This is a genomic window from Neptuniibacter sp. QD72_48 (assembly GCF_047778065.1).
GTDB lineage: Bacteria > Pseudomonadota > Gammaproteobacteria > Pseudomonadales > Balneatricaceae > Neptuniibacter.
Genome location: NZ_CP180547.1, coordinates 2888441 through 2914413, shown reverse-complemented (window position 1 = coordinate 2914413; position 25973 = coordinate 2888441). Strand labels below are relative to the sequence as shown.

The 25973-nt window shown below is 44.1% G+C and carries 23 protein-coding genes; 18 read left to right on the top strand and 5 right to left on the bottom strand.

Annotation, left to right across the window (positions count from 1 at the left end; all coding sequences use genetic code 11):
* Nucleotides 1-17 precede the first annotated feature (17 nt).
* Genes ACMXYX_RS13195 through ACMXYX_RS13185 form a run of 3 tightly spaced genes read right to left on the bottom strand, consistent with a single transcriptional unit; the run spans nt 18 to nt 2972 of the window.
* Entirely contained in the window at nt 18-491 is a 474-nt protein-coding gene (locus ACMXYX_RS13195) for a DUF934 domain-containing protein (RefSeq protein ID WP_415896794.1), read from the bottom strand.
* Nucleotides 475-2133 carry a nitrite/sulfite reductase gene (locus ACMXYX_RS13190; RefSeq protein ID WP_415882094.1) on the bottom strand — a complete coding sequence of 553 codons (1659 nt, stop codon included), beginning with the start codon at nt 2131-2133 and terminating at the stop codon, nt 475-477. Before ACMXYX_RS13190 ends, ACMXYX_RS13195 begins: the two co-directional genes overlap by 17 nt.
* Nucleotides 2134-2186: 53 nt before the next feature.
* The gene (locus tag ACMXYX_RS13185; protein WP_415882093.1) at nt 2187-2972 is read right to left on the bottom strand and encodes a sulfite exporter TauE/SafE family protein; all 786 of its coding nucleotides are present in this window, start codon (nt 2970-2972) and stop codon (nt 2187-2189) included.
* 315 nt (nt 2973-3287) lie between these two features.
* On the opposite strand from ACMXYX_RS13185, the gene cysD reads away from it, so the two are divergent.
* From cysD to ACMXYX_RS13125, 12 genes are all read left to right on the top strand, one after another.
* Complete coding sequence (cysD, locus tag ACMXYX_RS13180; RefSeq protein WP_415882092.1) at nt 3288-4205, top strand: sulfate adenylyltransferase subunit CysD; 918 nt, start codon at nt 3288-3290, stop codon at nt 4203-4205.
* A 123-nt stretch (nt 4206-4328) separates the two neighbouring features.
* Nucleotides 4329-5999 carry a sulfate adenylyltransferase subunit CysN gene (gene cysN, locus ACMXYX_RS13175; RefSeq protein ID WP_415896793.1) on the top strand — a complete coding sequence of 557 codons (1671 nt, stop codon included), beginning with the start codon at nt 4329-4331 and terminating at the stop codon, nt 5997-5999.
* Between the two features lie 153 nt (nt 6000-6152).
* Nucleotides 6153-6734, top strand: a complete 582-nt coding sequence (gene rsxA, locus ACMXYX_RS13170) for an electron transport complex subunit RsxA (RefSeq protein WP_415882090.1) — start codon at nt 6153-6155, stop codon at nt 6732-6734.
* Between the two features lie 9 nt (nt 6735-6743).
* Nucleotides 6744-7340 carry an electron transport complex subunit RsxB gene (rsxB, locus tag ACMXYX_RS13165; protein ID WP_415882089.1) on the top strand — a complete coding sequence of 199 codons (597 nt, stop codon included), beginning with the start codon at nt 6744-6746 and terminating at the stop codon, nt 7338-7340.
* Complete coding sequence (rsxC, locus tag ACMXYX_RS13160; RefSeq protein WP_415896792.1) at nt 7337-10510, top strand: electron transport complex subunit RsxC; 3174 nt, start codon at nt 7337-7339, stop codon at nt 10508-10510. Before rsxB ends, rsxC begins: the two co-directional genes overlap by 4 nt.
* Nucleotides 10511-10524: 14 nt before the next feature.
* Complete coding sequence (rsxD, locus tag ACMXYX_RS13155) at nt 10525-11586, top strand: electron transport complex subunit RsxD (protein WP_415882087.1); 1062 nt, start codon at nt 10525-10527, stop codon at nt 11584-11586.
* Nucleotides 11586-12239 (top strand): electron transport complex subunit RsxG, encoded by a 654-nt coding sequence (gene rsxG / locus ACMXYX_RS13150; RefSeq protein ID WP_415882086.1) that lies wholly within the window; start codon nt 11586-11588, stop codon nt 12237-12239. The genes rsxD and rsxG overlap by 1 nt, the downstream gene beginning before the upstream one ends.
* Nucleotides 12239-12940, top strand: a complete 702-nt coding sequence (locus ACMXYX_RS13145) for an electron transport complex subunit E (RefSeq protein ID WP_415882085.1) — start codon at nt 12239-12241, stop codon at nt 12938-12940. The genes rsxG and ACMXYX_RS13145 overlap by 1 nt, the downstream gene beginning before the upstream one ends.
* Nucleotides 12941-13061: 121 nt before the next feature.
* A complete protein-coding gene (locus ACMXYX_RS13140; protein ID WP_415896791.1) occupies nt 13062-14042 on the top strand; it encodes a response regulator in 981 nt (326 codons plus the stop codon).
* A complete protein-coding gene (locus tag ACMXYX_RS13135; protein ID WP_415896790.1) occupies nt 14039-15007 on the top strand; it encodes a GGDEF domain-containing protein in 969 nt (322 codons plus the stop codon). Before ACMXYX_RS13140 ends, ACMXYX_RS13135 begins: the two co-directional genes overlap by 4 nt.
* A gap of 21 nt (nt 15008-15028) precedes the next feature.
* On the top strand, nt 15029-15664 hold the full coding sequence (gene nth, locus ACMXYX_RS13130; RefSeq protein WP_415882079.1) for an endonuclease III: 636 nt from the start codon (nt 15029-15031) through the stop codon (nt 15662-15664).
* Nucleotides 15665-16036: 372 nt separating this feature from the next.
* Nucleotides 16037-17410: a hypothetical protein gene (locus ACMXYX_RS13125; RefSeq protein WP_415906085.1), complete on the top strand. Its 1374-nt coding sequence runs from the start codon at nt 16037-16039 to the stop codon at nt 17408-17410.
* Between the two features lie 82 nt (nt 17411-17492).
* On the opposite strand, the gene ACMXYX_RS13120 is transcribed toward ACMXYX_RS13125, so the two are convergent.
* On the bottom strand, nt 17493-18812 hold the full coding sequence (locus ACMXYX_RS13120) for a prolyl hydroxylase family protein (protein WP_415896787.1): 1320 nt from the start codon (nt 18810-18812) through the stop codon (nt 17493-17495).
* A gap of 502 nt (nt 18813-19314) precedes the next feature.
* Between ACMXYX_RS13120 and ACMXYX_RS13115 the strand changes: the two genes are divergently transcribed.
* A complete protein-coding gene (locus ACMXYX_RS13115) occupies nt 19315-19551 on the top strand; it encodes a GIY-YIG nuclease family protein (RefSeq protein ID WP_415896786.1) in 237 nt (78 codons plus the stop codon).
* A 157-nt stretch (nt 19552-19708) separates the two neighbouring features.
* Here ACMXYX_RS13115 and ccoG read toward each other — a convergent pair whose 3' ends face one another.
* Entirely contained in the window at nt 19709-21115 is a 1407-nt protein-coding gene (gene ccoG / locus ACMXYX_RS13110; protein WP_415896785.1) for a cytochrome c oxidase accessory protein CcoG, read from the bottom strand.
* Nucleotides 21116-21224: 109 nt separating this feature from the next.
* Between ccoG and ACMXYX_RS13105 the strand changes: the two genes are divergently transcribed.
* The 5 genes from ACMXYX_RS13105 to ACMXYX_RS13085 all read left to right on the top strand — a co-directional run bounded on the left by ACMXYX_RS13105 (nt 21225) and on the right by ACMXYX_RS13085 (nt 25968).
* Complete coding sequence (locus ACMXYX_RS13105; RefSeq protein ID WP_415906084.1) at nt 21225-22643, top strand: PLP-dependent aminotransferase family protein; 1419 nt, start codon at nt 21225-21227, stop codon at nt 22641-22643.
* Between the two features lie 89 nt (nt 22644-22732).
* Nucleotides 22733-23440 (top strand): ZrgA family zinc uptake protein, encoded by a 708-nt coding sequence (locus ACMXYX_RS13100; protein ID WP_415882073.1) that lies wholly within the window; start codon nt 22733-22735, stop codon nt 23438-23440.
* A 13-nt stretch (nt 23441-23453) separates the two neighbouring features.
* Nucleotides 23454-24155, top strand: coding sequence for an ABC transporter ATP-binding protein (locus ACMXYX_RS13095; RefSeq protein ID WP_415896783.1), 702 nt, complete (start codon nt 23454-23456; stop codon nt 24153-24155).
* Nucleotides 24152-25411, top strand: coding sequence for an ABC transporter permease (locus ACMXYX_RS13090; protein ID WP_415896782.1), 1260 nt, complete (start codon nt 24152-24154; stop codon nt 25409-25411). The genes ACMXYX_RS13095 and ACMXYX_RS13090 overlap by 4 nt, the downstream gene beginning before the upstream one ends.
* An 11-nt stretch (nt 25412-25422) precedes the next feature.
* On the top strand, nt 25423-25968 hold the full coding sequence (locus ACMXYX_RS13085; protein ID WP_415896781.1) for a DUF3299 domain-containing protein: 546 nt from the start codon (nt 25423-25425) through the stop codon (nt 25966-25968).
* Nucleotides 25969-25973: the final 5 nt, after the last annotated feature.

Here is a 25973-nt window from a genome sequence, read left to right as displayed (position 1 = left end):
CTCACCGTCACTATTAATTACTGGTGATAAACAGCGCGTACTTTATCGGCAGCGCTTTGGTAATAGTTGCTCATCTCATCGAAAGACTTAAGCATTTCTGGCTTAAATACGTCATCAGCGATTTCGATTGCTGTAAAGCCACAACGCTCTAAGTAAGCGAAACGGTCTTGACCAATATCACCTGTTGCACGGATTTCTCCTTTGTACTCTGCGCGAACAAGAAGGCGCGCAATACTAAATCCACGGCCGTCACGGAAAGCAGGGAAATCGATCGCTACTAGTGGGAACTTGTCTAAGTTCTCGACTAGGAAGTCGATATCGTCATCACCATTCACTTTTACAGCTACTTGGCCTTCACGTCTAGTAAGTGCTTCTTGGTTTTCCAAGTAAAGCGCTAGCGGTACGATGATGTCACCCGTTTGATCAAGTGATTCTTCGTTGATCAGAGTCCAGTTGTCTGCGACAACTTCACGATTAATTAGCAGGGGCATATACGTACTCCTTAAATGGTGCAATACCGATACGACGGAATGTATCAATGAAACGTTCGTTCTCAAAGCGCTGCTGAACGTATACTTCAAGCACTTTTTCTAGGGTGTTAGCGACTTCTTCAGAAGCGACAGCACGGCCAATAACCTTACCTAGTGCTGCATCAGAACCATCATCACCACCTAGGGTGATTTGGTACCACTCTTCACCTTTCTTATCTACACCCAGAATACCAATGTGGCCAACGTGGTGGTGAGAACAAGCGTTCATGCAGCCTGACATATTCAGTTTTAGATCGCCAAGGTCATGAACAAAGTCCATGTCTTCAAATTTCTTGTTGATCTGATCTGCTACACCCAGAGTACGCGCATTAGCTAGCGCACAGAAGTCACCACCAGGGCAAACAGTCATGTCTGTGAGTGTACCGATGTTTGGACGTGCTAGATCTGCATTTGCAAGCACTTCCCATACTGCGTATAGGTCTGCTTTCTTAACGTCAGCCAAAACCAAGTTTTGGTTGTGAGTAGCACGAATTTCGCCGAAGCTGTATTTGTCAGCAAGATCAGCAACTAGGTCTAGTTGATCCGCAGTGATATCGCCGGCTGGTTTGAGGTATGGCTTTAGAGATACATAAGCTATGCGGTAACCATCTACTTTATGCTCTACAGTGTTACGCTCATACCAAGTGTTGAAATCTTCATTCTCTGCCAGTTTAGCTTCAAGTGAAGTATCTGCAGCAGCTGATGCATCGTAATCAAATGGTTTAAAGAATGCTTTAACGCGCTCGATCTCTTCCATTGGTAGTTTAAGATCAGTATCGCGAATATGCGCCCACTCTTCCTCAACTTGCTCGCGGAACTTATCGATACCTACAGCTTGTACCAAAATTTTGATACGCGCTTTGTATTTGTTATCGCGGCGACCATTCATGTTGTAAACACGGATGATAGCTTCTAGGTAAGAAAGTAGATCTTCCTTAGCTAGGAATGGATTGATCTGCTTAGCGATCATAGGGGTACGACCAAGGCCGCCACCTACAAGCACTTCAAAACCAACTTCGCCAGCATCGTTTTTAACGATGTGAAGGCCGATGTCATGTACTTGTGTCGCTGCACGGTCGTTTGCGCAAGAAGAGATCGCAATCTTGAACTTACGAGGTAGATACGCAAATTCAGGGTGAAGTGATGACCACTGACGAATGATTTCACAGTACGGACGAGAATCTTCAATCTCATTTGGGATTACACCTGCGAACTGATCCGTCGTTGTATTACGGATACAGTTACCAGACGTTTGAATCGAGTGCATCTGAACTTCAGCAAGCTCAGCAAGAATGTCAGGTACTTCTTCTAGTTTCGGCCAGTTAAACTGCAGGTTAGTACGCGTAGTAAAGTGCGCATAGCCCTTGTCATAAGTACGTGCGATATGAGCCAGTTTACGGAATTGAGTTGAGTTATACATATTGTATGGGCCCGCTACACGCAGCATTGGCGCGTGACGTTGTACATACAAACCGTTCATCAGACGTAGTGCTAGAAAGTCATCTTCTGGCAGTTCGCCTGCTAGGAAGCGGCGAGTCTGATCTCTAAATTGCTCAACACGTTCGTCAACCAGCTTCTGGTCGACAGAGTTATACTGATACATAACTTTTCCCTTGTTGGACCCTTAATCGGGTGCAACACCTCACTTTTAGGGTTTTAACCTGCGATTACGAAGCGCAGACCGATGGCTAATAATATTGAGCCCATAATAGGCTGCATAATTTTTGGTGATAATCGTGTGCCCAGATGGCTTCCCACAAATACACCCGGCAAAGAGCCGATTAGTAGGTATAGAAGAAGGCTAAGATCAACATTGCCCATTCCATAATGACCTGCACCTGCAACTGATGTAAGCACAACGGCATGAACTAGGTCGGAACCCACGATGGTTGGCATACTCATACGTGGATATAACAAGATTAAAATAGCTGTACCTAAGGCCCCAGCGCCAACCGACGACAATGTTACCAGACCTCCCAGTAGAATACCCATCAACACTGTAATAGCGGGGCGCCATTTTTTTGCATGGCTTGCGGCTGATGTGTGCTGCCATTTCATCGCTTGATTGCGAATTTTATTACGCAAGAAAACGGCGATGGATGTTAACACTAATGACACACCTAGGGTCATGTTCATTATGTGTTCGATCTGTTCTAGTCCATCTAGGCCTTTTAGGTAGTTCAGGGTTAACAAACTTCCAGGAATGCTGCCTAGCAATAAAAGAAGAACTACTTTCCACTCGATCAGTTTCTTTCTTGCATAAGAGAAAGTACCGCCGAATTTTGTAACGGCTGCATATAGTAAATCGGTGCTTACAGCTGTAACTGGTGGAATTCCGAATACAACAATCAGGATAGGCGTCATTAAGGCTCCACCACCTATACCGGTGAGGCCAACAATAAAGCCAACAACTAATCCTGCAAAACTGTACGCAAGTTCCATAGATAGACCTGTCCAAGAATAAACTGGCGGCATAATAAAGGAGGTTTGTTATAACTCAAAATAATAATTGGGAATCTTGTTATTTCTTTTGGTGATAACGAAAGGTAACAAATTGAAAAGTAATAGATAGGCTATTGCATATAGCTAAACGCTATAAAAAAGTAATTATATATTCTTTTGCGTTTTATTGAGAGGGCTGCGATAATGCGCCGCATTATAGGATAGGTAGGCTTATTAAATCGACCACTATTAAGTTTTTCTTGGTGCGATTGTAGGGTCTAAGTCCGTAACGTTTATAGAGAGAGAGTATTTTTAATGAGTGCTTTGCCTGAACATCGTTTAACGCACCTTAAGCAGCTAGAAGCTGAAAGTATCCATATTATTCGTGAAGTGGCTGCTGAATTCGACAATCCAGTAATGCTTTACTCCGTTGGTAAAGATTCCGCGGTAATGCTTCATCTTGCACGTAAAGCGTTTGCGCCTGGTAAGCCTCCTTTCCCTTTGATGCATGTTGATACTACATGGAAGTTCAAAGAGATGATCGAATTCCGTGACAAAATGGCGAAAGAAGCAGGTATGGAGCTTCTAGTTCACATCAACCAAGAAGGTGTTGATATGGGCGTGGGTCCGTTTACTCATGGTTCATCTAAACATACCGATATCATGAAAACTCAGGGTTTGAAACAGGCACTAGATAAGTATCAGTTTGATGCTGCATTTGGCGGTGCTCGTCGTGATGAGGAAAAATCCCGTGCTAAAGAGCGTGTTTTCTCTTTCCGTGATGAAAACCACCGTTGGGACCCTAAAAGTCAGCGTCCAGAGCTATGGAACGTGTTCAATACACGCGTAGATAAAGGCGAGAGTATCCGTGTATTCCCTCTGTCCAACTGGACTGAGCTAGATATCTGGCAGTACATCTATCTAGAAAACATCTCTATCGTACCTTTATATTACGCTGCGAAACGTCCAGTTGTTGAACGTGATGGCATGTTGATCATGGTTGATGACGAGCGCTTGCCTCTTAAAGAAGGTGAAGTGCCTGAAATGAAGAACGTGCGTTTCCGTACTCTTGGTTGCTACCCGCTAACGGGTGCAGTGGAATCTGACGCGGCAACTTTGCCGGATATTATTCAGGAGATGTTGCTAACAACGACTTCTGAACGTCAGGGGCGTGCGATCGACCACGATAGTTCTGGTTCGATGGAGAAGAAAAAGATGGAAGGTTATTTCTAGGGCTCTACATAGAAATACGTGGCGGTATGAGTTTATAGGCCACACCTTACATCCATATTGAAAAGAATATTCAGCGACAAGCTATCTTAATGAACCGCTTGCCGCTTTCCTAAGGGGAAGAAAATGAGTCACCAAAGCGAACTGATTGAATCTGATATCCAAGCGTATCTGCACCAGCATGAAAACAAAGAGCTATTACGCTTTTTGACTTGCGGTAGCGTGGATGACGGTAAATCTACATTGATTGGCCGTCTACTACATGACTCTAAAATGATTTATGAAGATCAACTTGCTGCTATCCAGAAGGATAACGAGCGTGTGGGTAATGCTGGTGAAGAACTTGACCTTGCGCTTCTAGTTGATGGTCTTGCTGCAGAGCGTGAGCAAGGTATCACTATCGACGTTGCTTACCGTTACTTCTCTACATCTAAGCGTAAGTTCATCATTGCGGATACTCCGGGCCATGAACAGTACACACGTAACATGGCGACAGGTGCATCTACCTGTGATCTAGCGATCATCCTTATCGATGCGCGTCACGGTGTACAGGTTCAGACTAAACGTCACAGCTTTATTGTTTCTCTACTAGGTATCAAGCACACGATTGTTGCTATCAACAAAATGGACCTAGTTGATTTCAGCGAAGAGCGTTTTGAAGAGATCAAAGCAGATTACCTTGAGTTCTCTAAGCAGCTAGATCTACCTGATATTCAGTTTGTACCGATCTCTGCATTGAAGGGCGATAACGTTGTTACACCTTCTGAACCAATGAGCTGGTTTAAAGGCGAGCCATTGATGGAAACATTGGAAACAGTTGAGCTGGCTAACGACCAGAACTTCGATAGCTTACGTTTCCCAGTTCAGTACGTAAACCGTCCTAACCTGGACTTCCGTGGCTACTGCGGTACGTTGACATCTGGTATCGTTCGCCCGGGCGACGAAGTAACCGTGCTTCCTTCTGGTAAGTCCAGCAAGGTTAAGTCGATTGTTACTTACGAAGGTGAAATTAAAGAAGCATTCCCGCCAATGGCAGTAACGCTAACTTTGGAAGATGAGATTGATATCTCTCGTGGCGATATTCTTGTTCACAGCAACGAAGTTCCAGAAACAACAAACCGTTTTGACTCCATGGTCGTATGGATGTCTGAGGAGCCTTTACAGAAAGGTCGTCAGTACGAAGTTAAACTGAATACTACGCGTATAGCTGGTGGTATCAGTAACGTTCGTCACCGTGTAGACGTTAACACGCTAGAGCAAACTGCTGCTGATTCTCTGGAGCTAAACGAAATCGCACGTTGCGAGATTACGCTAGAGCGCCCAGTTGTTGCTGATGACTACCGTGCTCACCACGGCACAGGTTCTTTCATCATTGTTGATCGTCTAACTAATGCGACTGTTGCAGCGGGTATGATCATCGAGGGTGGTGATGAGCAGACTGACCTTGAATCGAAGCTAGTTAATGCTTCTGCAGTTAAAGCATCTGATCGTACAATTCGTTTCGGTCAGCAGGCTGCGACAGCGACTATCTCTGGTGGTAGTGCTGAACAGCGTCAAACACTATTGTTTAGCCTAGAATCAGTATTGTTCGAACAAGGTCGTGCAGTTGTAGCGCTTAACGCTGAACAACTTCAGGGCGGTGCTCAGAATGCGTCTGCTGTTCTAAATCAAGCAGGTCTTATTTCTCTGCTTGAAACTGACGATGCAGTAGAAGGTGCAGTTGCATTGAACGTTGATCAGCTTCAGGGGTCTACTGACGTTGAGAAACTAGCAAGCGCACTAGAACTATTGAAATAAAAGACCATTCTCGAATGGAAAAACCGGGAGTTTGAGCTCCCGGTTTATTGTTTTAAATCAGAATATCGCTATACCGAAACCTTATAAGAGATAGTAATATTAGATTTTGCTTATCTTCTTTTAGGGGTAGGTTTCGATAGCTATACGGATCTTATGACAGAATATCTTCTGATTGTTATCAGCACTGTGCTGGTAAACAACTTTGTGCTGGTTCAATTCCTTGGATTGTGTCCATTTATGGGGGTTTCCAATAAGCTGGAAACCGCGATGGGTATGTCCTTGGCGACCACATTTGTACTGACTCTGTCGTCCGTATGCAGTTATCTTGCGTACACGTATCTCCTGCAGCCTCTTGCATTAGAGTATCTGCAAACGATTACATTTATCTTAGTGATAGCGGTTGTTGTGCAGTTCACTGAGATGGTTGTTCGTAAAACCAGCCCATTATTGTACAAAGTGTTAGGTATTTTCTTACCGCTGATTACCACTAACTGTGCAGTACTCGGGGTTGCGTTACTTAATATCAAAAAGCTTAATGGCTTTATTGATTCAATTGTTTACGGTTTTGGTGCTGCAATCGGCTTCTCTCTTGCTTTGATTCTTTTCTCAGCGATGCGTGAGCGAATTGCGGTTGCAGATGTCCCTATGCCATTTCAAGGGGCAGCGATCGGTATGGTGACTGCTGGCTTAATGTCCTTGGCATTTATGGGCTTCACCGGTCTGGTACAAATTTAGGAGCCGACCGTGGATATCATAATCATCGCCGTATTAGCTCTCTTGGGCTTAGCTTTAGCTTTTGGTTTGCTATTGGGCTTTGCCTCAGTACGCTTCAAAGTTGAAGGTAATCCATTAGTTGATCAAATCGATAGTATTTTGCCACAGACCCAATGTGGTCAGTGTGGTTACCCAGGCTGCCGCCCATATGCTGAGGCGATTGCAGAAGGTGATGCAATCAATAAATGCCCTCCTGGTGGCCAAAGTACAGTCGAAACTTTAGCCGACCTTCTGGATGTTGAAGCGATTCCACTTGAAGGTGGCGCAGAAGAAGAACCAGTAAAAGCGGTAGCTTATATCCGCGAAGATGAATGCATCGGTTGTACTAAATGTATTCAGGCGTGCCCAGTTGATGCCATTTTAGGTGCAGCTAAGCAGATGCACACGGTGATCACATCTGAATGTACCGGTTGTGACCTTTGTGTAGAGCCTTGCCCAGTAGATTGTATTGATATGTTACCAGTTGAAACCACGCTACAAACGTGGAAGTGGGATATGCCTAAGCCGGGTGTTCAACTTATTGCAACGGATCAACGTGGCGAAGTCGTGGAGGGAGGTGCAGCGTGAGTACTAAGCATTCTTTCCACGGTGGTGTACACCCACCAGAAAATAAGCATCAGTCCACAGGCGGTCAGATTCAGATAGCGCCAATTCCTGAACAGCTAGTGGTTCCTTTGTCACAGCATATTGGTGCACCTTCAGAGCTAGTAGTCTCTGTGGGTGACCGAGTACTGAAAGGTCAGGTTATTGCTGAGGCAGCAGGTCGCATTAGTGTTAGTGTTCATGCGCCGAGTTCAGGGGTAGTAGAGGCGATCGAATCTCGCCCTGTACCTCACATGTCCGGTATGTCAGCTCCTTGTGTGGTGATTAAAACCGACGGTTTAGATGAGTGGTGCGACCATAAAGGCCTAGAAGACTATACGTCGATCAATAAACAAGAGTTGATCGATTTTATCCGCTACCACGGTATCAGTGGTATGGGTGGCGCGGGCTTCCCAACCGATGTAAAACTGCATCTGGGTGATGATCACATTGTTAATACGCTGATCATCAATGCGATGGAGTGTGAGCCTTATATTACTGCTGACGATATGTTGATGCGTGAACGCGCAGAAGACATCGTCAAAGGTATTGAGGTTATCGCGCACCTGTTAAAGCCGCATCACATTATGATTGGTACTGAGGACAATAAGCCTCAGGCTATCCGTGCACTCGAACTTGCTGTAGCGGAATCAAATCAAGATATTGATATTGTAGTTGTTCCAACCGTCTATCCATCGGGCGGTGAGAAACAGTTGATAAAACTACTAACAGGTGTCGAAGTACCAAGCGGAAAGATTCCTGCCGATGTCGGTATCGTATGTCAAAACATCGGTACCGCTTCTGCTATCTATGATGCTGTATATAACGGCGTACCTCTGATTTCCCGCGTTGTAACAGTTACGGGTGATGCCTTAGGTCATCCGCATAATATGCGCGCGTTGATTGGTACTCCACTAGAGACGTTGCTAGAAGCTGCTGAGATTCGTCAGTCTGAGCTTTATCGTTTAGTTATTGGCGGTCCAATGATGGGCTATACCGTGGATAGTCAGTCTATCCCGATGATCAAAACCACTAACTGTGTTATTGCAGCAACTTACGATGAGATGCCTCCGGCACCTGCTGCGAACCCTTGTATCCGTTGTGGTATGTGCGAGCAGGTGTGTCCTGCTGAGCTCCTACCACAGCAATTGCATTGGTTTGCAAAAGGTAAAGAGTTTGAAAAGGCTAAGCATCACAACTTGTTTGATTGTATCGAGTGTGGTGCTTGCTCTTATGTTTGCCCAAGTAATATTCCTTTGGTGCAGTACTACCGTTTTGCTAAGTCTGAGATCCGTGCCGAAGAAGCGGAACAACGTAAAGCAGATCATGCTCGTCAGCGCTTTGAAGCTCGCCAAGCGCGTTTGGAGCAAGAGAAAGTAGAGAAAGAACTGCGTCGTAAGCAACGTGCAGAAGAAGCAGCGAAGGCGCAAGCAGTTAAGAAAGACAAACTAGCGTCAGGTAAAACAGCTGAAGCCGCTAAACTATCGGGTGAGCCTGATATTAAAGCGCTGAAAACAGCTGCTGCCGTTTCGCGTACCAAACTGAAGAAAGCTCAGAAAGCTTTAGAAAATGCTGAGTCTAAAGGGTTAGACGGTATTGAGCAGTTACGTCAAACCGTCACTGAGCTTGAAGCGAAAGCTAAGGCCGCACAAGAGGCTTACGATCAGGCGCAAAATCCAGCGAGCGCCCCAGCGCCAGTTGTGGATGTTAAACAGCTTAAAACTAATGCGGCCGTTGCTCGAACCAAGTTGAAACAAGCTGAAAAAGCGCTAGCCAAAGCCGAAGAATCTGGTGAAGGTGATCTCGAAGCGCTTAAAGCCAAGGTTGCTGAACAGAAAGCTAAAACTGAAGCGGCTCAAACTGCGTATGATCAAGCTGAATCTGGCGGTGCACCAGTGCCGACACAGCCAGCGGTTAATTTAGCTGAGCTAAAAGAGTCGATGGATGCAGCGCAGGGCAAAGTAGAGAAAGCACAAAAAGCTTTGGATGCAGCTATTGCTTCCGGTAGCCCTGCTGTAGAAAAAATGAAAGCGGGTGTAGAAAAGCTTCAAGGTAAGTTTGAAGAAGCTAAAGCGGAATATGATAAAGCCGCTCAAGCGCCAGCATCTGCACCTTTTGCTCCAGTAGCTAATCTAGATGAGCTTAAGGCTGATATGGATGCAATGCAGGCGAAGGTGGATAAAGCGCAAAAAGCCCTAGATGCGGCTATTGCTTCAGATAGCCCTGCTGTAGAAAAAATGAAAGCAGGTGTAGAGAAGCTTCAAGGTAAATACGAAGAAGCTAAGACTGAATATGATAAGGCGGCTCAAGCGCCAACTTCTGCGCCCGTAGCCCCAGAAGTCAACTTAGATGAGCTTAAAGAAGATATGGAGGCTATCAAGGCCAAAGTTGAGAAAGCTCAAGTCGCCTTAGATAAAGCGATTGAATCTGGCAGTCCAGCGGCTGAAAAAATGAAAGCCGGTGTCGAGAAGCTTCAGGGTAAATTCGAAGAAGCTAAAGCTGAATATGATCAAGCAGTTCAGGCTTCAGCAGTTGCTCCTATCGCTCCAGCAGTTAATCTCGATGAGCTTAAAGCGGATATGGATGCAATGCAGGCCAAGGTGGATAAAGCTCAAGCTGCATTAGATAAAGCGATTGAATCAGGAAGTCCGGCCGCTGAGAAGATGCAAGCGGGTGTGGAAAAACTTCGTGGTAAGCATGAAGAGCTTCAGCAGGAATACCTGCAAGCGGGTGGGCAGTTAGAAAAGCCTGCAAAACCAGAGCCCGTTGACCCTAAAGCTTTGAAGCAGAATGTTTCGATTATGCGTACCAAGCTGAAGAAGGCGCAGAATGCTTTAGATGATGCTGAAGACTCAGATAAAACTGAGTTAGAAGCAGAAGTGCAGCGATTAACTAAGTTGCACGATGAAGCAAAAGAAGCCTTTGATGCTTATGAAATTCAGTTGATTGAAAAAGCTGCTAATGAAGGCATCGATCTTAAACAGCTAAAGATTGATGCTGCGATGGCCCGCGCGGCCGTTACCAAAGCGGAAAGAGCGTTAACTAAAGCTCGAGAAGCAAATGTTGATGATCTGCCAACGATGGAAGAGCAGTTAGTAACCGCTCAAAAAGAAGCAGAGAAATTAAACCAGACGTTAAGTCGTTTTAGCGATTAAGGATTTGTTAGCAGATGGCGTTAATACGCACTAGCTCCCCTCATCTACATAAAGCCAGCAGTACGGCTGATGTGATGCGTTTATTGATACTCGCAACCTTACCGGGTTTGGCTGCGATGACGTTCTTTTTTGGTTGGGGCACCTTAATCAATGTTATCTGGGCATGCTTGCTTGCAGTAGGTTTTGAAGCGGCCATTGTTAAACTGCGTAAGCGCCCATTAGGCTTTTATCTTAAAGACTACAGCGCAATCGTTACAGCGTTGCTGTTAGGTCTTGCGTTACCCCCATTTGCGCCTTGGTGGGTGACAATGGTCGGTGTATTCGTAGCTATTGTGATTGCTAAGCACTTGTATGGCGGTCTGGGGCAGAACCCTTTCAACCCAGCAATGGTTGCTTATGCATTGCTGCTGGTTTCGTTCCCCGTGCAGATGACAAGTTGGACAGAGCCTTTTGTACTTAATGGCCCCGAAGGAAGCTGGAATGTACTTGGTTTTGGTCAAACACTTAGTGTTATTTTTGGTTCGGTAGATCCAACTTTAATCGATACATACACTGGTGCAACTCCGTTAGACGCTATGCGCCATAGAGGTGGACTCACGACTGAGGAAGTATGGCGTTCAGTCCCTGTTTTGTCTGACGGCATCGGTGCGTGGCTTGCGGTGAGTGCTGCTTATTTGATGGGCGGTATCTTCTTGATCTATCGTAAAGTGTTTACCATCCATACGCCCGCAGCTGTGTTGGGTTCACTGGCGGTCATCTCGACGTTGTTTTATATCATCGATCCATATTCATTTGCTGACCCGTTTTTCCATTTAACGACAGGTGCAACCATGCTGGGTGCATTCTTTATCGCAACGGATCCAGTAACTTCTGCAACCAGTAATCGTGGCAAAATCTATTTTGGTATCGGTATTGGTGTCTTGGTTTATGTTATTCGCGGATGGGGTGGCTACCCTGATGCAATTGCATTTGCCGTATTGTTAATGAACTTATCAGCACCGTTTATTGATCAGTACACCCAGCCTCGAACTTATGGACACGCTAAAGCTAAGCGCGGCATGAAGGGGGGCTCATAATGCAGCTTTTCAGTGCGATTAAATCGAGTACGGTTGCGATCAGTTTATTTGCTGTTGTCTGTGCTGCGGTAATAGCAATTACTCAAGTCTCTACTCAAGACGCAATTGCTAAAAACGAACGTGAATTTAAAGCAAAAGCTCTATATGAGATTGTTCCTCGCGACACGATCGATAATCAGTTGCTGCAGGATACGTTTGAACTTCAGGTAGCTGAGTTAGGTCATAAAGCGCCGGTAACAGCTTATAGAGCGCGTAAAGAAGGCTTAGTGAAAGCAGTGATCCTGCCGGTTGTTGCGCCAGATGGTTACAGTGGCAATATTAGTTTTATTGTTGGTATTAATGCTGATGGTACTGTTGCTGGCGTACGTGTTTTAGTTCATAAAGAAACGCCAGGCTTAGGTGATAAAGTCGAAACCAAAAAATCTGATTGGATCTACAGTTTCAACGGACGTGCTAAAACAACAGAAAATAATGGTGTGTGGGCGGTCAAAAAAGATGGTGGTCAGTTTGATCAATTTACCGGCGCCACAATTACGCCGCGTGCAATCGTAAACGGGGTAGGTAGAGCACTAGACTATTTCGAAGATAACCGTATTGCTTTGCTAGAAGTTAAGCCTGAACAGCAAGATAACAATCAGGAGGTATCTAACTAATGGCTGCTGATTATAAGAAAATCTCTATGGACGGCTTGTGGGACAATAACCCTGCGTTAGTTCAATTACTTGGGCTGTGTCCGTTACTAGCAGTAACGGGTACTGTGGTAAATGCTATCGGTTTGGGTATTGCTAGTATTCTGGTATTGCTAGGTTCTAACCTCACGGTCTCTGCGTTCCGCAAGTTTGTACCCGATTCTGTTCGTCTACCGATCTTTGTAATGATCATTGCCTCATTTGTTACGGCAATTGAGTTGTTAATGAAGGCATTCACTTACGAGTTATACCTAATCTTAGGTATCTTTATTCCTTTGATTGTAACGAACTGTGCCATCATGGGGCGTGCTGATGCTTTTGCATGTAAAAACCCTGTTAAAGAGTCTTTGTTAGATGGTTTAATGATGGGACTTGGCTTTACCGTGGTATTGGTGATCTTAGGTGCGATGCGGGAATTACTAGGTTTAGGTACGCTATTTAGCGATATGCATCTGCTATTTGGTCCAATGGCAGCTGATTGGAAAATTACTGTTGTTGATGACTATACCGGTTTCCTGTTTGCGGTTTTACCACCTGGTGCCTTTGTTGGCATGGGTTTATTAATAGCGCTGAAAAACATTATTGATGCTCGTGCTAAAGAGCGTTTAGCTCAACAAACGCCAGATGAAGGCGCTAAACCAGAACGTGTACGTATTACTGGCTAACAAAGCTAAAGTATACCTATTCTTTCCTTTCTTTTAGCCTTAGCAGAATTGTTTTCTGCTAAGGCATACATTAGGCTGTTAGCTTACTGTTTTCCTTAGTTATTATTCTTTAGGAAGGATCGTGAGCCAGCCTGTTCCTGTAGTTATTTGTGATGATTCCCGTCTAGCACGTAAACAAATGGCGTCAGCCCTGCGTAGCTGGAATGTTGAAGTTACGTTCGCTGAGCATGGCCTAGAAGGGCTTGAAGCGATTAGAGCAGGTAAAGGCGACATTCTCTTCCTTGATCTGACTATGCCGATTATGGATGGCTATCAGGCATTGGAACGGATACGGCAAGATGACTTACCCACAATGGTGATTGTTGTGTCGGGTGATATTCAGCCCGAGGCGCAATCAAGGGTCGAAGAGCTAGGTGCATTGGCTTTTATCAAAAAGCCCACATCCCCAGAAGTAATTTCCGACGTTCTACAGCGGTTTGGCTTGTTGAGCGAACTGGAACATCCTGTAATTGTCGAAGAGCAGATCGACACACCTTTAGCTTTGCCTGACTATTACCAAGAGATTGCTAATGTCGCCATGGGGCAAGCTGGAAGTATGTTAGGCACTTTATTGAATACATTTGTCCATCTGCCTATTCCTGTGGTCAAAATGATTAACGCGACTGATCTGGCTAATCAGCTTAAGGTGGCCTCAGATAACCAGCATGAGCTAATTAGTCAGGGTTTTATTGGCGGGGATGTAGCAGGTGAAGCATTGTTATTGATGCAAACCGGAAATTTAGAGCGTGTAGCAAGATTGATGGGGATGACAGAGAATGGAGAGTATTCTGAATCTGATCTATTAATGTCGCTAGCTAATGCGTTGATCGGTGCTTTTATATCTGGGTTTGCACAACAGTTGGACCTCTCTTTTAGTAGAGCGACCCCAAGTATACTGCACGATAGTGATAGGGTTTGTGATCAAGTGGGATCTTTAGATCAAACAATGATTATATCTATTGATTACCAGCTGCCGGAATATGATTTTCAATGTGAGCTTATTTTGGCATTTACCCCAGATTCTTTACCGGCATTACAAAAGATTGCGAGTTATTTTGAATGAATAGTCAGAATTTCCAAGAGATCGATGAACTGCATTGGACTTTAGGGCTGATTCAAAACCTTGAAGTAGGTTTGGTTGTTGTAGATCGCGCTGGTCTCATCAAACTGTGGAATGGCTTTATGGAAAACCATTCCGGCATATCTGCCGTGAAGCTAACAGAGCATTCTATTTTTGCTAAATTTCCAGAGCTTCCTTGTCGATGGTTAAAGCAAAAATTGGAATCAGTTTTTTTGTTAAGAAACCCTGCGTATATATCTTGGGAACAGCGACCTTACCTTTTTCATTTTAAGAGCAATCGTCCGATTACGGGCAGTGCTCCATTCATGTATCAAAACGTCACCTTGATTCCGCTAACTTCTCCAACAGGAGAGGTTGATCATGTAGGGATCTTGATTTACGACGTTACGGATACAGCAACTGGCCAGATTGAATTGCAACAGGCTAACGATCAGTTAAAAGCGTTAAGTCGAGAAGATCGATTAACGGGTCTGAATAATCGAGGCTATTGGGAAGAATGCCTTAATCAAGAATTTGAGCGCTTCAATCGTAGTCAGGAAGTCTGTAGCTTAGTGATGTTTGATATTGATCATTTTAAAAGGGTAAATGATACATACGGGCACCAAGCTGGCGATGAAATCATTCGAGCAGTGGCGCAAGCACTAAAAGAACAGGCACGTAAAACCGATTTTCTTGGACGTTACGGTGGTGAAGAATTTGGTGCAATTTTGACGGGTACAAATGGCGAAAATGCGATGATCTTTGCTGAACGACTGCGTTCACGTATTGAGGCCTTAGTTGTTCCTTATGCTGAGCACGAATTAAAGGTGACTATTAGCTTGGGTGTGTCGGAGTTAACTTATGAACAACAGACGCCTTTAGAATGGTTGGAACAAGCTGACCAAGCGCTTTACAAATCTAAACAGAGTGGTCGTAATTGGGTTAGCCTTTATGGCGATTACAACTAAAGCACTTCTATATATCTAGTCATGAATAAGCAAAAAAGACACGAAATCTTCACGCGTTGGCGTGATGATAACCCTCACCCTACGACAGAACTTGAATATAGCTCTCCGTTCGAATTACTGATAGCAGTTATTCTTTCTGCTCAGGCTACTGATGTCGGTGTGAACAAAGCGACTCGTAAACTTTATCCTATTGCGAATACTCCAGAGGCGATCTACGCACTTGGTGTAGATGGTTTGAAGGAATATATTAAAACCATCGGTTTGTTTAACACCAAAGCTGAGAATGTGATTAAGACCTGCAAAGCACTGGTCGACAAACATGGATCGGAAGTGCCTGATAATCGTGCTGATCTTGAAGCGCTTCCTGGCGTAGGGCGAAAAACTGCAAATGTAGTTTTAAATACCGCGTTTGGTCAGCCTGCAATGGCTGTAGATACCCATATTTTCCGCGTTTCAAATCGTACTAAAATCGCCCCTGGTAAAAACGTTAATGAAGTTGAACAGAAGCTTATGCGTTTTGTTCCGAAAGAGTTTTTGATTGACGCCCATCATTGGCTCATTTTACATGGCCGTTATACCTGCGTTGCCCGAAAGCCCAAATGCGGTTCCTGTCTAATTGAAGACTTATGCGAGTATAAAGAAAAGACTGATTTCTAACGGGCTTTTCTTTTTATTATTTGCTTTTATTCAATCAATATAAGTAGCCCTCTTTGCTTGGCCTACTATCTATCTCTAGCTATAGGACGATGTATGACATTGTTCTAATTGCGTATGAAATTGATTCCATTAAATAGTAATTTTCGTGATTAAATATCGCACAGCTGTTCTCTTGTGGCTTTTTGTAACGACTATACTGTTTGAATAGCAAATATAAAAATTTTGTTTGCGTATTAAAAATATAAAAGGTCTTTAGATAATGCCTTTAAAAACAGTTGGTTAACCTAGATGGTTTTTTCTTCTTTCTGATGAAAGTAAAAGGTGTTGTTTAAAAGAATGCATTGGAAGAAATAGTATAGATGGAGGCTCATTATGTGGTCTCAAAAAAAATTGATAGCTATTGCTATCAGCAGTGTCTTTGCTGCAGGGCAAGCTCAAGCGGCAGCTTACCCTAAAAACAATAACCCAGATGAGCCTGATTCTGTAGAAGATTGGGGACCATGGGCCCTACCATTCGCAACAGCGGCTGGAGGCCCTGTAGGTGGAGGAATCGCACTTGCTTTCGCTGCTGGTGCTGGAGATGAATTTGTTCTTCCAGATGATGGGTTAGCATTAAATGAACCGACGGATACCTCCCCTCCAGTAAATATTCCTCCTGATAGTGAACCACCTGGACCTGGACCTGGACCTGGACCTGGACCTGGCCCTGGCCCTGGCCCTGGCCCTGGACCTGGACCTGGACCTGGCCCTGGCCCTGGCCCTGGACCTGGCCCTGGACCTGGGCCAGTACCAACAGTTAGTGGTTACTCAAGCCATTATTTGGGTAGTGACAATGTTGATTGTGTTCGACCAAGCGAATCAGGATGTATTCATGGTCAAGGGCAAGGCCGTTTGAAAAATGCTACAGATGTGTCGGATCCTAGATTAGGGACATTCACAATCCTTCTAGGGGAAGGTGACGCGGATGATTTATTGGCTGCTATTCAATCTTTCACTGTAAATCCAGATGGAGCTGATGAGATAGTTTCTATGGAGTTTATTGAGCCTCCAGAAGTTGGTGATGATGGCACTTTACTTGTCAGAATCATGGGGGAAGAAGAAGGAGAAATAAGTACCTTAGTCGTGCCTGCAGAATATGGTATTTTCACTCAAGGTGAGGATGACCAAGTTTATATGTTCCAGGGAACATGGCGAGATGGTTCGTTTACGCTCAATCCCCCACCAGGGAATTCACCTAAAGATCCAACATACGTGCTTGATGGTGCTTTGGGAACATTTGTCTACGGTATTGGAACTACGTTAGATCAGTACAATAATTACGTTGATGGATTAGGTGAAAATGTAACGGCTACTTATACCGGAGCTACTGGGTTCGGGGCTAGTGTACAGTTGGAAATCGATTTCTCTAATGGCGGTAGCTGGGAAGGAGTATTCAACGGTGGTGCAGATGGCGCTCTACAGTTTGGACCTAGTGGTGCTGTGATAGGCGAGTTAGGTTTTACCGCAAGTGGGTATATTGATGAGACAACACTTATATCTGATACTATATCCGCCGGTGACCTTAATGTGAAAATAAAAGGGGTTGATTACGAACGTAATATCTATGGCTCAGTTGAGGCTACTTTCTATGGGTCTGAAGCACAAGGGGTAGGCGGCAGTGCTGATATTACGAAGGAGTTTTATAATAAAGACGGAAGTAGCTTTGATGCGAAGCATGTCACAACATTTGCTGCTGAACGTGAATAGTAGTACAGCAGTTTAATTCACATAACTATAATATGTTTAGGTTTTAAAAGGGCGCAGAGCGCCCTTTTTTAATATATGCATGTTATTGATCAAGTTCGTAATGGGCTAGCATACAGGTGCAATGTTCCCCTTGTAATGGGACAGGGCTAAAAGGAAGTAACCGCTTACTTTCGTACATAAGTAGTTGGCCTGAGACAAGTGAAACCTTGTGCGATCGATAAAAATGATCTTCAATGATTATTGGCCAGGGGCGCTCAATTTTTTGGTGTAAATTTAAAAGGATGCTAATCGCGCCTAATTCTGTCCGCCCATATTTTGTTGTAGAGCCTTCTGAATAAATATTTATTTCATCAATTACTAAAGGTTTTAGTAAACATCCACTCCAAGCTTCAGCTAGAGGTTGCAGCGTTTTATGTATTTCGTGTTGAAGTTCAGGAGGTATTTCAATTGTGTCAGGAGATATTTCTTGATGATTTTCCGTTAATTTTGTTTGGACTTTTTCTAAATCAGAGCTTCGATAATTGGTATAGAATCGTAATAGATAACGGAATAATTTTGACGGAATAGATTTTTTCAAAAAGCCTGTTTGTGTATGAGGTCTTATATATTCATGTTTAAGTCTATATTGAATATTTCCTGTTCCTCTAGTTCTGAACCATTTGGTAATTATAGCTTTATATCCTTTGATAACAGGCATACCGTGGTGAACAGTAGAGGGGTTGGGAAAGCCCTCAGGAGTTAAGTTATTCCAGATAATTGCCTTACCTTGTTCTGGTGTGAAACAGTGATTTAATTTCGGGAAATTAGTGCCTCCTCCTTCTTGAACAGTGTTTAGATAAATCATAAAAGTCCAAGTGCGTTGTCCTGTATTTCGAGCATATTGTTCAAACTCGTTGCAATCTTGTTCAAAATAATCTGTATGTTCCCTAAACTCTTCTCCTACGTTGTACCATTGTCCTTGTATCCCTTCAGAAAAAGCAGGAGAAATATCTAGCATTTTAGATATTCTTCGATCAATTTCTTGAACAAAAGGGGAATTAAGTAAGGCTAAATCACTAGAATGACTTGTGCGGTGGTTTTTATATTTCTCGATATCATTGGTGGTTGTTGAAGGCCTTTGGTAATTACGCATAAGCTCTATTAGTTGAAGGCATTCATCCGCATTTAGAAAGTCTTTTACTGAATAAATCTCTATATCATCATCGCCTTCATACCTTGCTCTTGGAATGTATGGAGGGTGATAACTTCCTCCATTCAATGCATAGATGACAGCTTCAGTTACTTGTCTTTTAGGAAAGCCTTCGTCACAGAGGACTTCGATCATTTTTTCTGGGTCACAGTTTTTGGAACGGTTTTCATATATCCAATTTTGCCATTCGGTTGGTATAACAGGGTCGCCCATTGCCTATAACCTATTTGATCCAGATGAATATATTCAGAGTAGCAGTTGCAAGAGTTAATAGCGTAAAAAGAAAGTGTTGAGTTATACATAAAATCTGTGGATAACTTTCTTAATAAGTTTTGGGTAGCTGGCTGTAAGTACCATAGGCGCGGAGTTTGCGTTAGTTGTTGTAAAATTATTCACTCTTTAAAATGCTTATTTTTCAATTGGTTAATTTCCACTTGATTCTTCAGCAAAAAGAGCTAGCAGATTCTGTCCACATAGTTTTTACGTAGATTTTTATTGTGTGTAATCATTGTTTTAATTTATGTAGAAAGGGAAAATAAAGCTTAGGTATTATTGGATCTATAGCGTATGTAGGTACTTACATTGGGGCTTTCTATAGCCGTCTTGTGTTTGAATGCTTGTCTGGTTTTAAGAATCTCATGGGGAAAATGTAATGCTTAGGTTATGTGTTTAGAGTGAGAGAGAGTTTTTGAAGGATAAAGAGAGCAATTGGTATGTGTATATTTTGAGGTGTGCGGATGAAACCCTATACACAGGTATCACGACAGATCTTGAACGTCGCATTCGCCAGCATAATGGCGAGCTGGTGGGCGGGGCTAAATACACAAGGGTACGCAGGCCAGTATCACTTTATTGGCAAGAGGAACATATTGATCGTGCTAGTGCGTCTAAGCGCGAATACGAAATCAAACGTCTGTCACGTCAGAAAAAAGAACGTTTAGCTGAAGGGTAGTTTGAATAAAATAAAAAAATTGCCGGCAGTGATTACCGGCAATTGGGGAAAATCATAATCAGGCCCTCTCGAACTGTAGATCCTGCCAACCGCTGTGGGGTAGGGTTGGTAGGCACCCTAAAATTCACCTGATTATGATCGAAGAGGTTGTCCTGCATTAGGGAGTAAGGAAAGTACTCGCTTTATAGGTGTAGAAGGTCTCGTTTCTGAAATTAAACTGGATCTGCGTGCTTTTATCTAAATTGTCTGGTACTGCACATACTTGATAAATCTTGATCGCATTTTGTTTATTTAATTCAATCTTTGCATGACCTTTAAGTTTGAACTGCTGATCGCTATCCACACCTTGAACGCTAACAGACAGCTGTTTCAAATCAGGCAAGAAGGATTCCAACTCGATTTGGTAACTATTGCAGACCTCATTACCTACCACTTGGTAAAGCTGACCACGTTCCCTAGCTACTTCAATTAACAACTCTGTGCGGTTATGCATACCGTAAACAACACCCCATACGGTAATAATCAGAATGGTCATATAAGCAATCAATCTTGGGCGCAGGATTGGTTGTTTCGGCGGTGCTTCTTTCGGTGTATTCGTCTCAATAGCTTGTAGCTGTTTTTCAGAATAAAACTCAATGAGTCCAGTTGGTCGACCTAACTTAGTCATGACGTTATCACAGGCATCAATACAGGCACCGCAATCGATACATGCGGCTTGTAACCCATCACGAATGTCTATTCCAGTAGGACAAACCTGAACGCAGATACCGCAGTCGATACAATCGCCAGGATTTTCCTCTTTACCGCGTAGGTGAGTACGAGGCTCTCCGCGTAGCGGGTTATAAGCGACGGTACGTGTATCCTCGTCAAACATCACTCCTTGGAAGCGGGAGTATGGGCACATATGCAAACATACTTTTTCGCGGACAAGCCCCGCATTGAAGTAAGTGAGCAGTGCCATGGAGATAATCCACGTAAATACAAAGAGCGAAGCTTCCAAGCTGAAGATCGATTGCAGTAGCTGCTCTATAGGTACGAAATAGCCGCTAAACGTAATCGCTGTAGCGACTGAAACGAGGAGCCAAAGGCCATGTTTCAGAACGCGTCGAACCAGTCGAACGCCTGTCAGGGATTTCTCTTCAGATTTTGATCGTAGCGCGGCGCGCCCTTCGGTCCAATCTTCGATGCGGATAAAGATCCAAGTCCAGATTGATTGAGGGCAGGCAAAGCCACACCAGATACGCCCCCAGCCGACGGCCATAAAAAACAACAGGCTGGCCCCAGCAATCAATAAACCCGCTAATACCGGTAGGTCGTACCAAGAAAATTCTGCACCAAAAAGGAAAATACGGTGGCTTTCAAAGTCAAATAAAACCAGTGGATCACCATTAATACGAACCCATACAAGTCCAAAGAAGAGTGCCAGCATTGGCCAGCTGGTGAAGCGCCTAAGGTTTTGATAGAAGCCTTCGACTAGACGAACATGAAATTTTCCGTTGCCGGGAAGAGGGGGAGCTTCCTGAATCATAGTGATAGGAATCTCACTGTTACCTTGTTGTTGCATGTTGTGCTCACTTTGCTCATCGGTGATTGTGAACAACTGTACAGGAATGCAAATTATAGGGGCAGGTTTAAAAAAAATAATTATAATAGGTACAGATTGTGGAGGGACTATGGATTTTCTGTACCAAAATTTAGAGCAGACGTTAGCCGATTCGATTAAAAATGGCGATCTTCCTGCGGGGAGCAAACTACCCTCGATCCGCGTTCAGTGTGAACAACAAGGCTTATCTAAAGCAACGGTGATTCATGCTTACCAGCGCTTGGAAGCAGCGGGTTTGATCGAGTCTCGTTTTAAATCAGGGTTTTATGTCTGTAGTTTGCCTAAAGCCCATCCTACACCCTCTCGTCCTGAACTCTCCGTAGCCCCTCAGCTTGTCGATATGAGTGATCTTATTCGCGACATTATGGAGCGTAATGCTGCTTTCGATATCTTTCCCCAAGAGCAAGGCTATATGGATATGCCGGTGGGTATTACTGAGCTGAATCGCAGTATTGGCAGAGCGTTACGCCGACAGAAATGTAATGACCACCAATATTATGATGAGCCATCTGGCTTATTGGAGTTAAGAGAGCATCTCTCGGAACGTTACCGTCGGACTGGTTGTCATTTTAGTGCCGCAGACGTCACTATTACCGCGGGCTGTCAGCATGCGCTTTCGTTGGCTTTGCAATTGAGCTGTGAAGCTGGAGACATTGTTGCGGTTGAATCACCAGGCTTTTATGGCGTGCTACAACTTATCGAGAGCATGGGATTAAAAGTGCTGGAGATTCCTGTTTCAGCCCATACTGGGATGTCGACAGAGGCGCTGGAACAGGCGTTAGAAGAGTGGGAGATTAAAGCCTGCATAGTGACGCCATCATTTGCGACACCGAGTGGGGCTTTGATGTCGGTCTCTGCGCGTGAGCACCTTTTAGCCTTGGCGAGTAAACATGATTTTATCGTGGTTGAGGATGATATATACGGCGACTTAGCCTTTGGTCAGAGGGTCCCCCCATTAAAAAGTATGGACCGTGAAAATCGTGTCATCCTGTGCGGTTCATACTCCAAGTCAGTTTCTAGAGAACTGCGTTTAGGTTGGATCATTGCAGCTGAGCAAAAGCAGTTGATGCGACTTAAAATGGTAAACCTTCTCGCCCTAAATAAATTTACTCAACAAGGTTTGGTCGATTTCCTCAAAGAGGGGGCTTATGAGAAACATCTGAAAAAGCAAAAGATGTTGTTGCAGCAGCAGAGGGATCAGCTGATTCAGTTACTCTCTCAAGAGTGGGGCGAATTGGGTGTGATTAGAGTGAGCCAGCCGCAAGGTGGTTTGACCTTATGGGTAGAATTAGAAGACAGCTACGATCTGACTTCGGTGTATTTGAAAGCCCGAAGTGAAGGCATATTAATCACCCCAGGTAATTTGTTTACAGCGCAAAACCAGTATCGTAATTGTTTACGTTTAAGTTTTGCTCATGCTTGGAATGAGGCTCGTCGTGGTGCTTTGATTCGTTTAGCTTGCTTAATTAAAGAGACTCAAACGAATTAGAATACCGAGTAAACGGTCATGGATTTGAGCGGAGTAACTATAGTATATTGTTATGTTATAACAATTTTAACTGTGTCGATGGTTTAGAGATGATTTTAAATAAAGCTTTTCGTTTAGCGGCGGTATCTACAGCCGTGTTAGCAAGTTCTGTTATGGCTGAAAGCCATCAACATGAAGCTCATGTTCATGGAATTGCCGAGCTAAATTTTGTTATTGAAGGTAACGTTGCGGAGATGGAACTACGTTCCCCTCTAATGAACATTGCCGGTTTTGAGCACGAAGCGGTAAGTGCTGAAGACAAACAAAAAATTAAGAGTGCCACTAAGCAGCTAAAAGATGCTTATGCTCGCGTTAAATTTCCAGACGATGCGCTATGTATTGTTGATGACGCTAAAGTAACGATCGGTGAAGAGGAAGATGAGCACGCACATCATGACCATGCAGTTCATCATGATAAGCACCACGGTTATAAAGATGACCATCACAAGCATGATGATCACCATGACCATTCTGATCACCACGATCATAAACATGAAGACCATCATGGCCACGATAAGCACCACGATCACGCAGATCATCATGACCATGAAAAGCATCATGATCACGGTGAAGAAACGCATCGCAACATTACAGCGCATTATCACTTCCAGTGTGTTAACCCTGCAAAAATAAATGCAGTAACATTAGATTTCTTTAGCCATTTCCCTCACATGGAAACTGTGAAAGTAAACGTGCTAAATGGTGCCGATATCCGCTCTGTGGAACTCACGCCTAAGCAGAGGGTCTTAGAGCTTTAATTAAGGAATCAAAATGCCAAGCGCTGTTGAAATTGATGCCTTAACTTTTAGATGGAACCGTCATTCTCACGGGATCACGGTTCCTTATTTTGAGTTAAAGCAGGCCGAAAGTGTCTTTATTAAAGGCTCTTCAGGAAGTGGTAAGAGTACATTGCTCAATCTATTGGGCGGTATGATTGCTCCATCTTCTGGTTCTATCAAAATACTAGAGCAAGATGTAGGTGCCTTTTCTTCTCGGAAGATGGATCGTTTTCGTGCTGACCATATCGGTTTTATATTTCAGCAATTTAATCTGTTACCTCATCTCGATCTTATCGACAATGTCGCGTTGCCTTGCCATTTCTCTGCTTCTCGCAAAACGAGAGCTGAAGAAAAATACGGTAGTGTTACTAAAGGGGCTGAGTATCTTCTGCGGGAATTAGGTTTGGGGGATAGCCTAACTGCAGGGCGAAAGGTACTCGCGCTTTCCACTGGTCAGCAGCAACGTGTGGCTGTGGCTAGGGCGATGCTTGGCTCACCTGAGCTAATTATTGCGGATGAACCCACCTCGGCTTTAGACACTGAACATAGAGATATGTTTATGCAGCTTTTATGTAAGCAGTGTGAATCGGTTGGGGCTGCCTTGATGATGGTAAGTCATGATCCAAACTTAGAGCAGTACTTCTCGAGGGTTGAACGATTAGTTCCTAGTACTGATGGGGGCTTCACGTTGTGATCTTATTTCGTTTAACTTGGCAGAGCTTACTTAATCGTAAGAGTACTATCCTATTGACTGTCTTGTCGCTCAGCGTAAGTATCATGCTGGTTATGGCGGTAGACACGCTGAGGACTCAAACTAAAAGCAGTTTCTCCTCCACTGTATCTGGTACCGACCTGATTGTTGGGGCTAAGGGTGGTTCCATCAACTTATTGCTCTATTCGGTGTTCCGCTTAGGCGATGCTACCAATAATCTCTCGTGGAGTAGCTATCAGGCGATTAGTCGTCATTCAAAGGTTGCTTGGAGCATTCCTTTTTCATTGGGTGATTCCCATCGTGGTTACCCAGTATTAGGAACTTCATCTGATTACTTTAAGTACTTTCGTTACGGCAAAAAACAACCTTTAGCTTTGGAGCAAGGCAAAGAGTTTGAAGGAGTGTTTGATGTTGTCATTGGCTCCGATGTAGCGGAAAAATTGCAATACAAGTTAGGCGATTCTGTTGTGATCGCTCATGGTCGCGGTAATGCCTCTCTGGTCGAACATGATGATAAGCCTTTTAAGGTCGTAGGCATTCTTGAGCCTACAGGGACCCCCGTAGATCAAACATTACATGTGAGTTTAGCGGCTATAGAAGCGATACATATCGATTGGAAAGCAGGGGTTCAGATACCTGGATCGAGCGGGGTTTACACGGAAGAGCAACTAAGCGAGCTAGAGCCAAAGCAGATCACGGCGTTTATGCTCGGGCTAACATCCCGCTTTTCTACTTTCCACCTGCAAAGATCCATCAACCAATACTCAAAAGAACCATTACAAGCGATTATTCCGGGGTTGGCCTTACAGTCCTTATGGCAGATGTTCTCTTTGGCCGAACAAGCATTACTGGTGGTGTCTGGTCTCGTGATCATATCCAGCATGCTAGGTTTGATGACCTTGCTGTTAGCCAGCCTTAATGAGCGACGCAGGGAGATAGCGATTCTTCGTTCGGTTGGTGCGCGTCTCTGGCAAATATTATCTTTACTAATTTTGGAATCTTTTCTCGTTACAGCGATCAGTATTATATTGGGCATGCTCTTGTTGTACTTAAACTTGCTATTATTAGCACCTTGGCTCCAGACAGAATTTGGTGTTTGGTTAAGTATTACTGGGCCTACCTTATGGCAATGGCAGCTCATTGCTGTGTTATTGGTATCTGGCACAGTGGTTGGTGCTGTACCTGGATATCGAGCGTACAAACAATCCCTAGCGGATGGTGTAGCAGTTAAAATTTAGTGGAGAGTGTAATGCTCAGTGGGCGATTCCCCGTTTGGCTATTTAGCCTAATTTTGTTGGCGTTAAGTAATGTTGCTGCGGCAAATATGCTAAATGGTGAAAAAGTAGAAGAGGTTGAGTGGGAACAGTTAATGCCAGCGGACTTCTCGTTAGATGAGCTTTTGGGCATCACTGATGAGATGGCCATGATCGATGATTTTGATCCCAAAGCGCAGGAGTTGTTGGATCAAATGATGGCTGCAATGCAGTCTGCTCCAGTCGTTCCTGAGGTCGACGGGAAAATGATCAGGATTCCTGGTTATGTTGTGCCTCTAGAATCTGAAGGCCAAACCGTAACGACCTTCTTTTTGGTGCCTTATTTTGGAGCCTGTATCCATGTTCCACCGCCACCGTCGAACCAAATTATTCACGTCAATTTTGAACCGGGTACTCATGTCGAAAACCTTTATGATGCCGTTTGGGTAACAGGGCGTATTAACACTGAGACCGTCAGCAATGATATGGCGACCTCCGGTTATATTATGGAAGCTTTCCAGATCGAGCCTTACGATCTTTAATATTG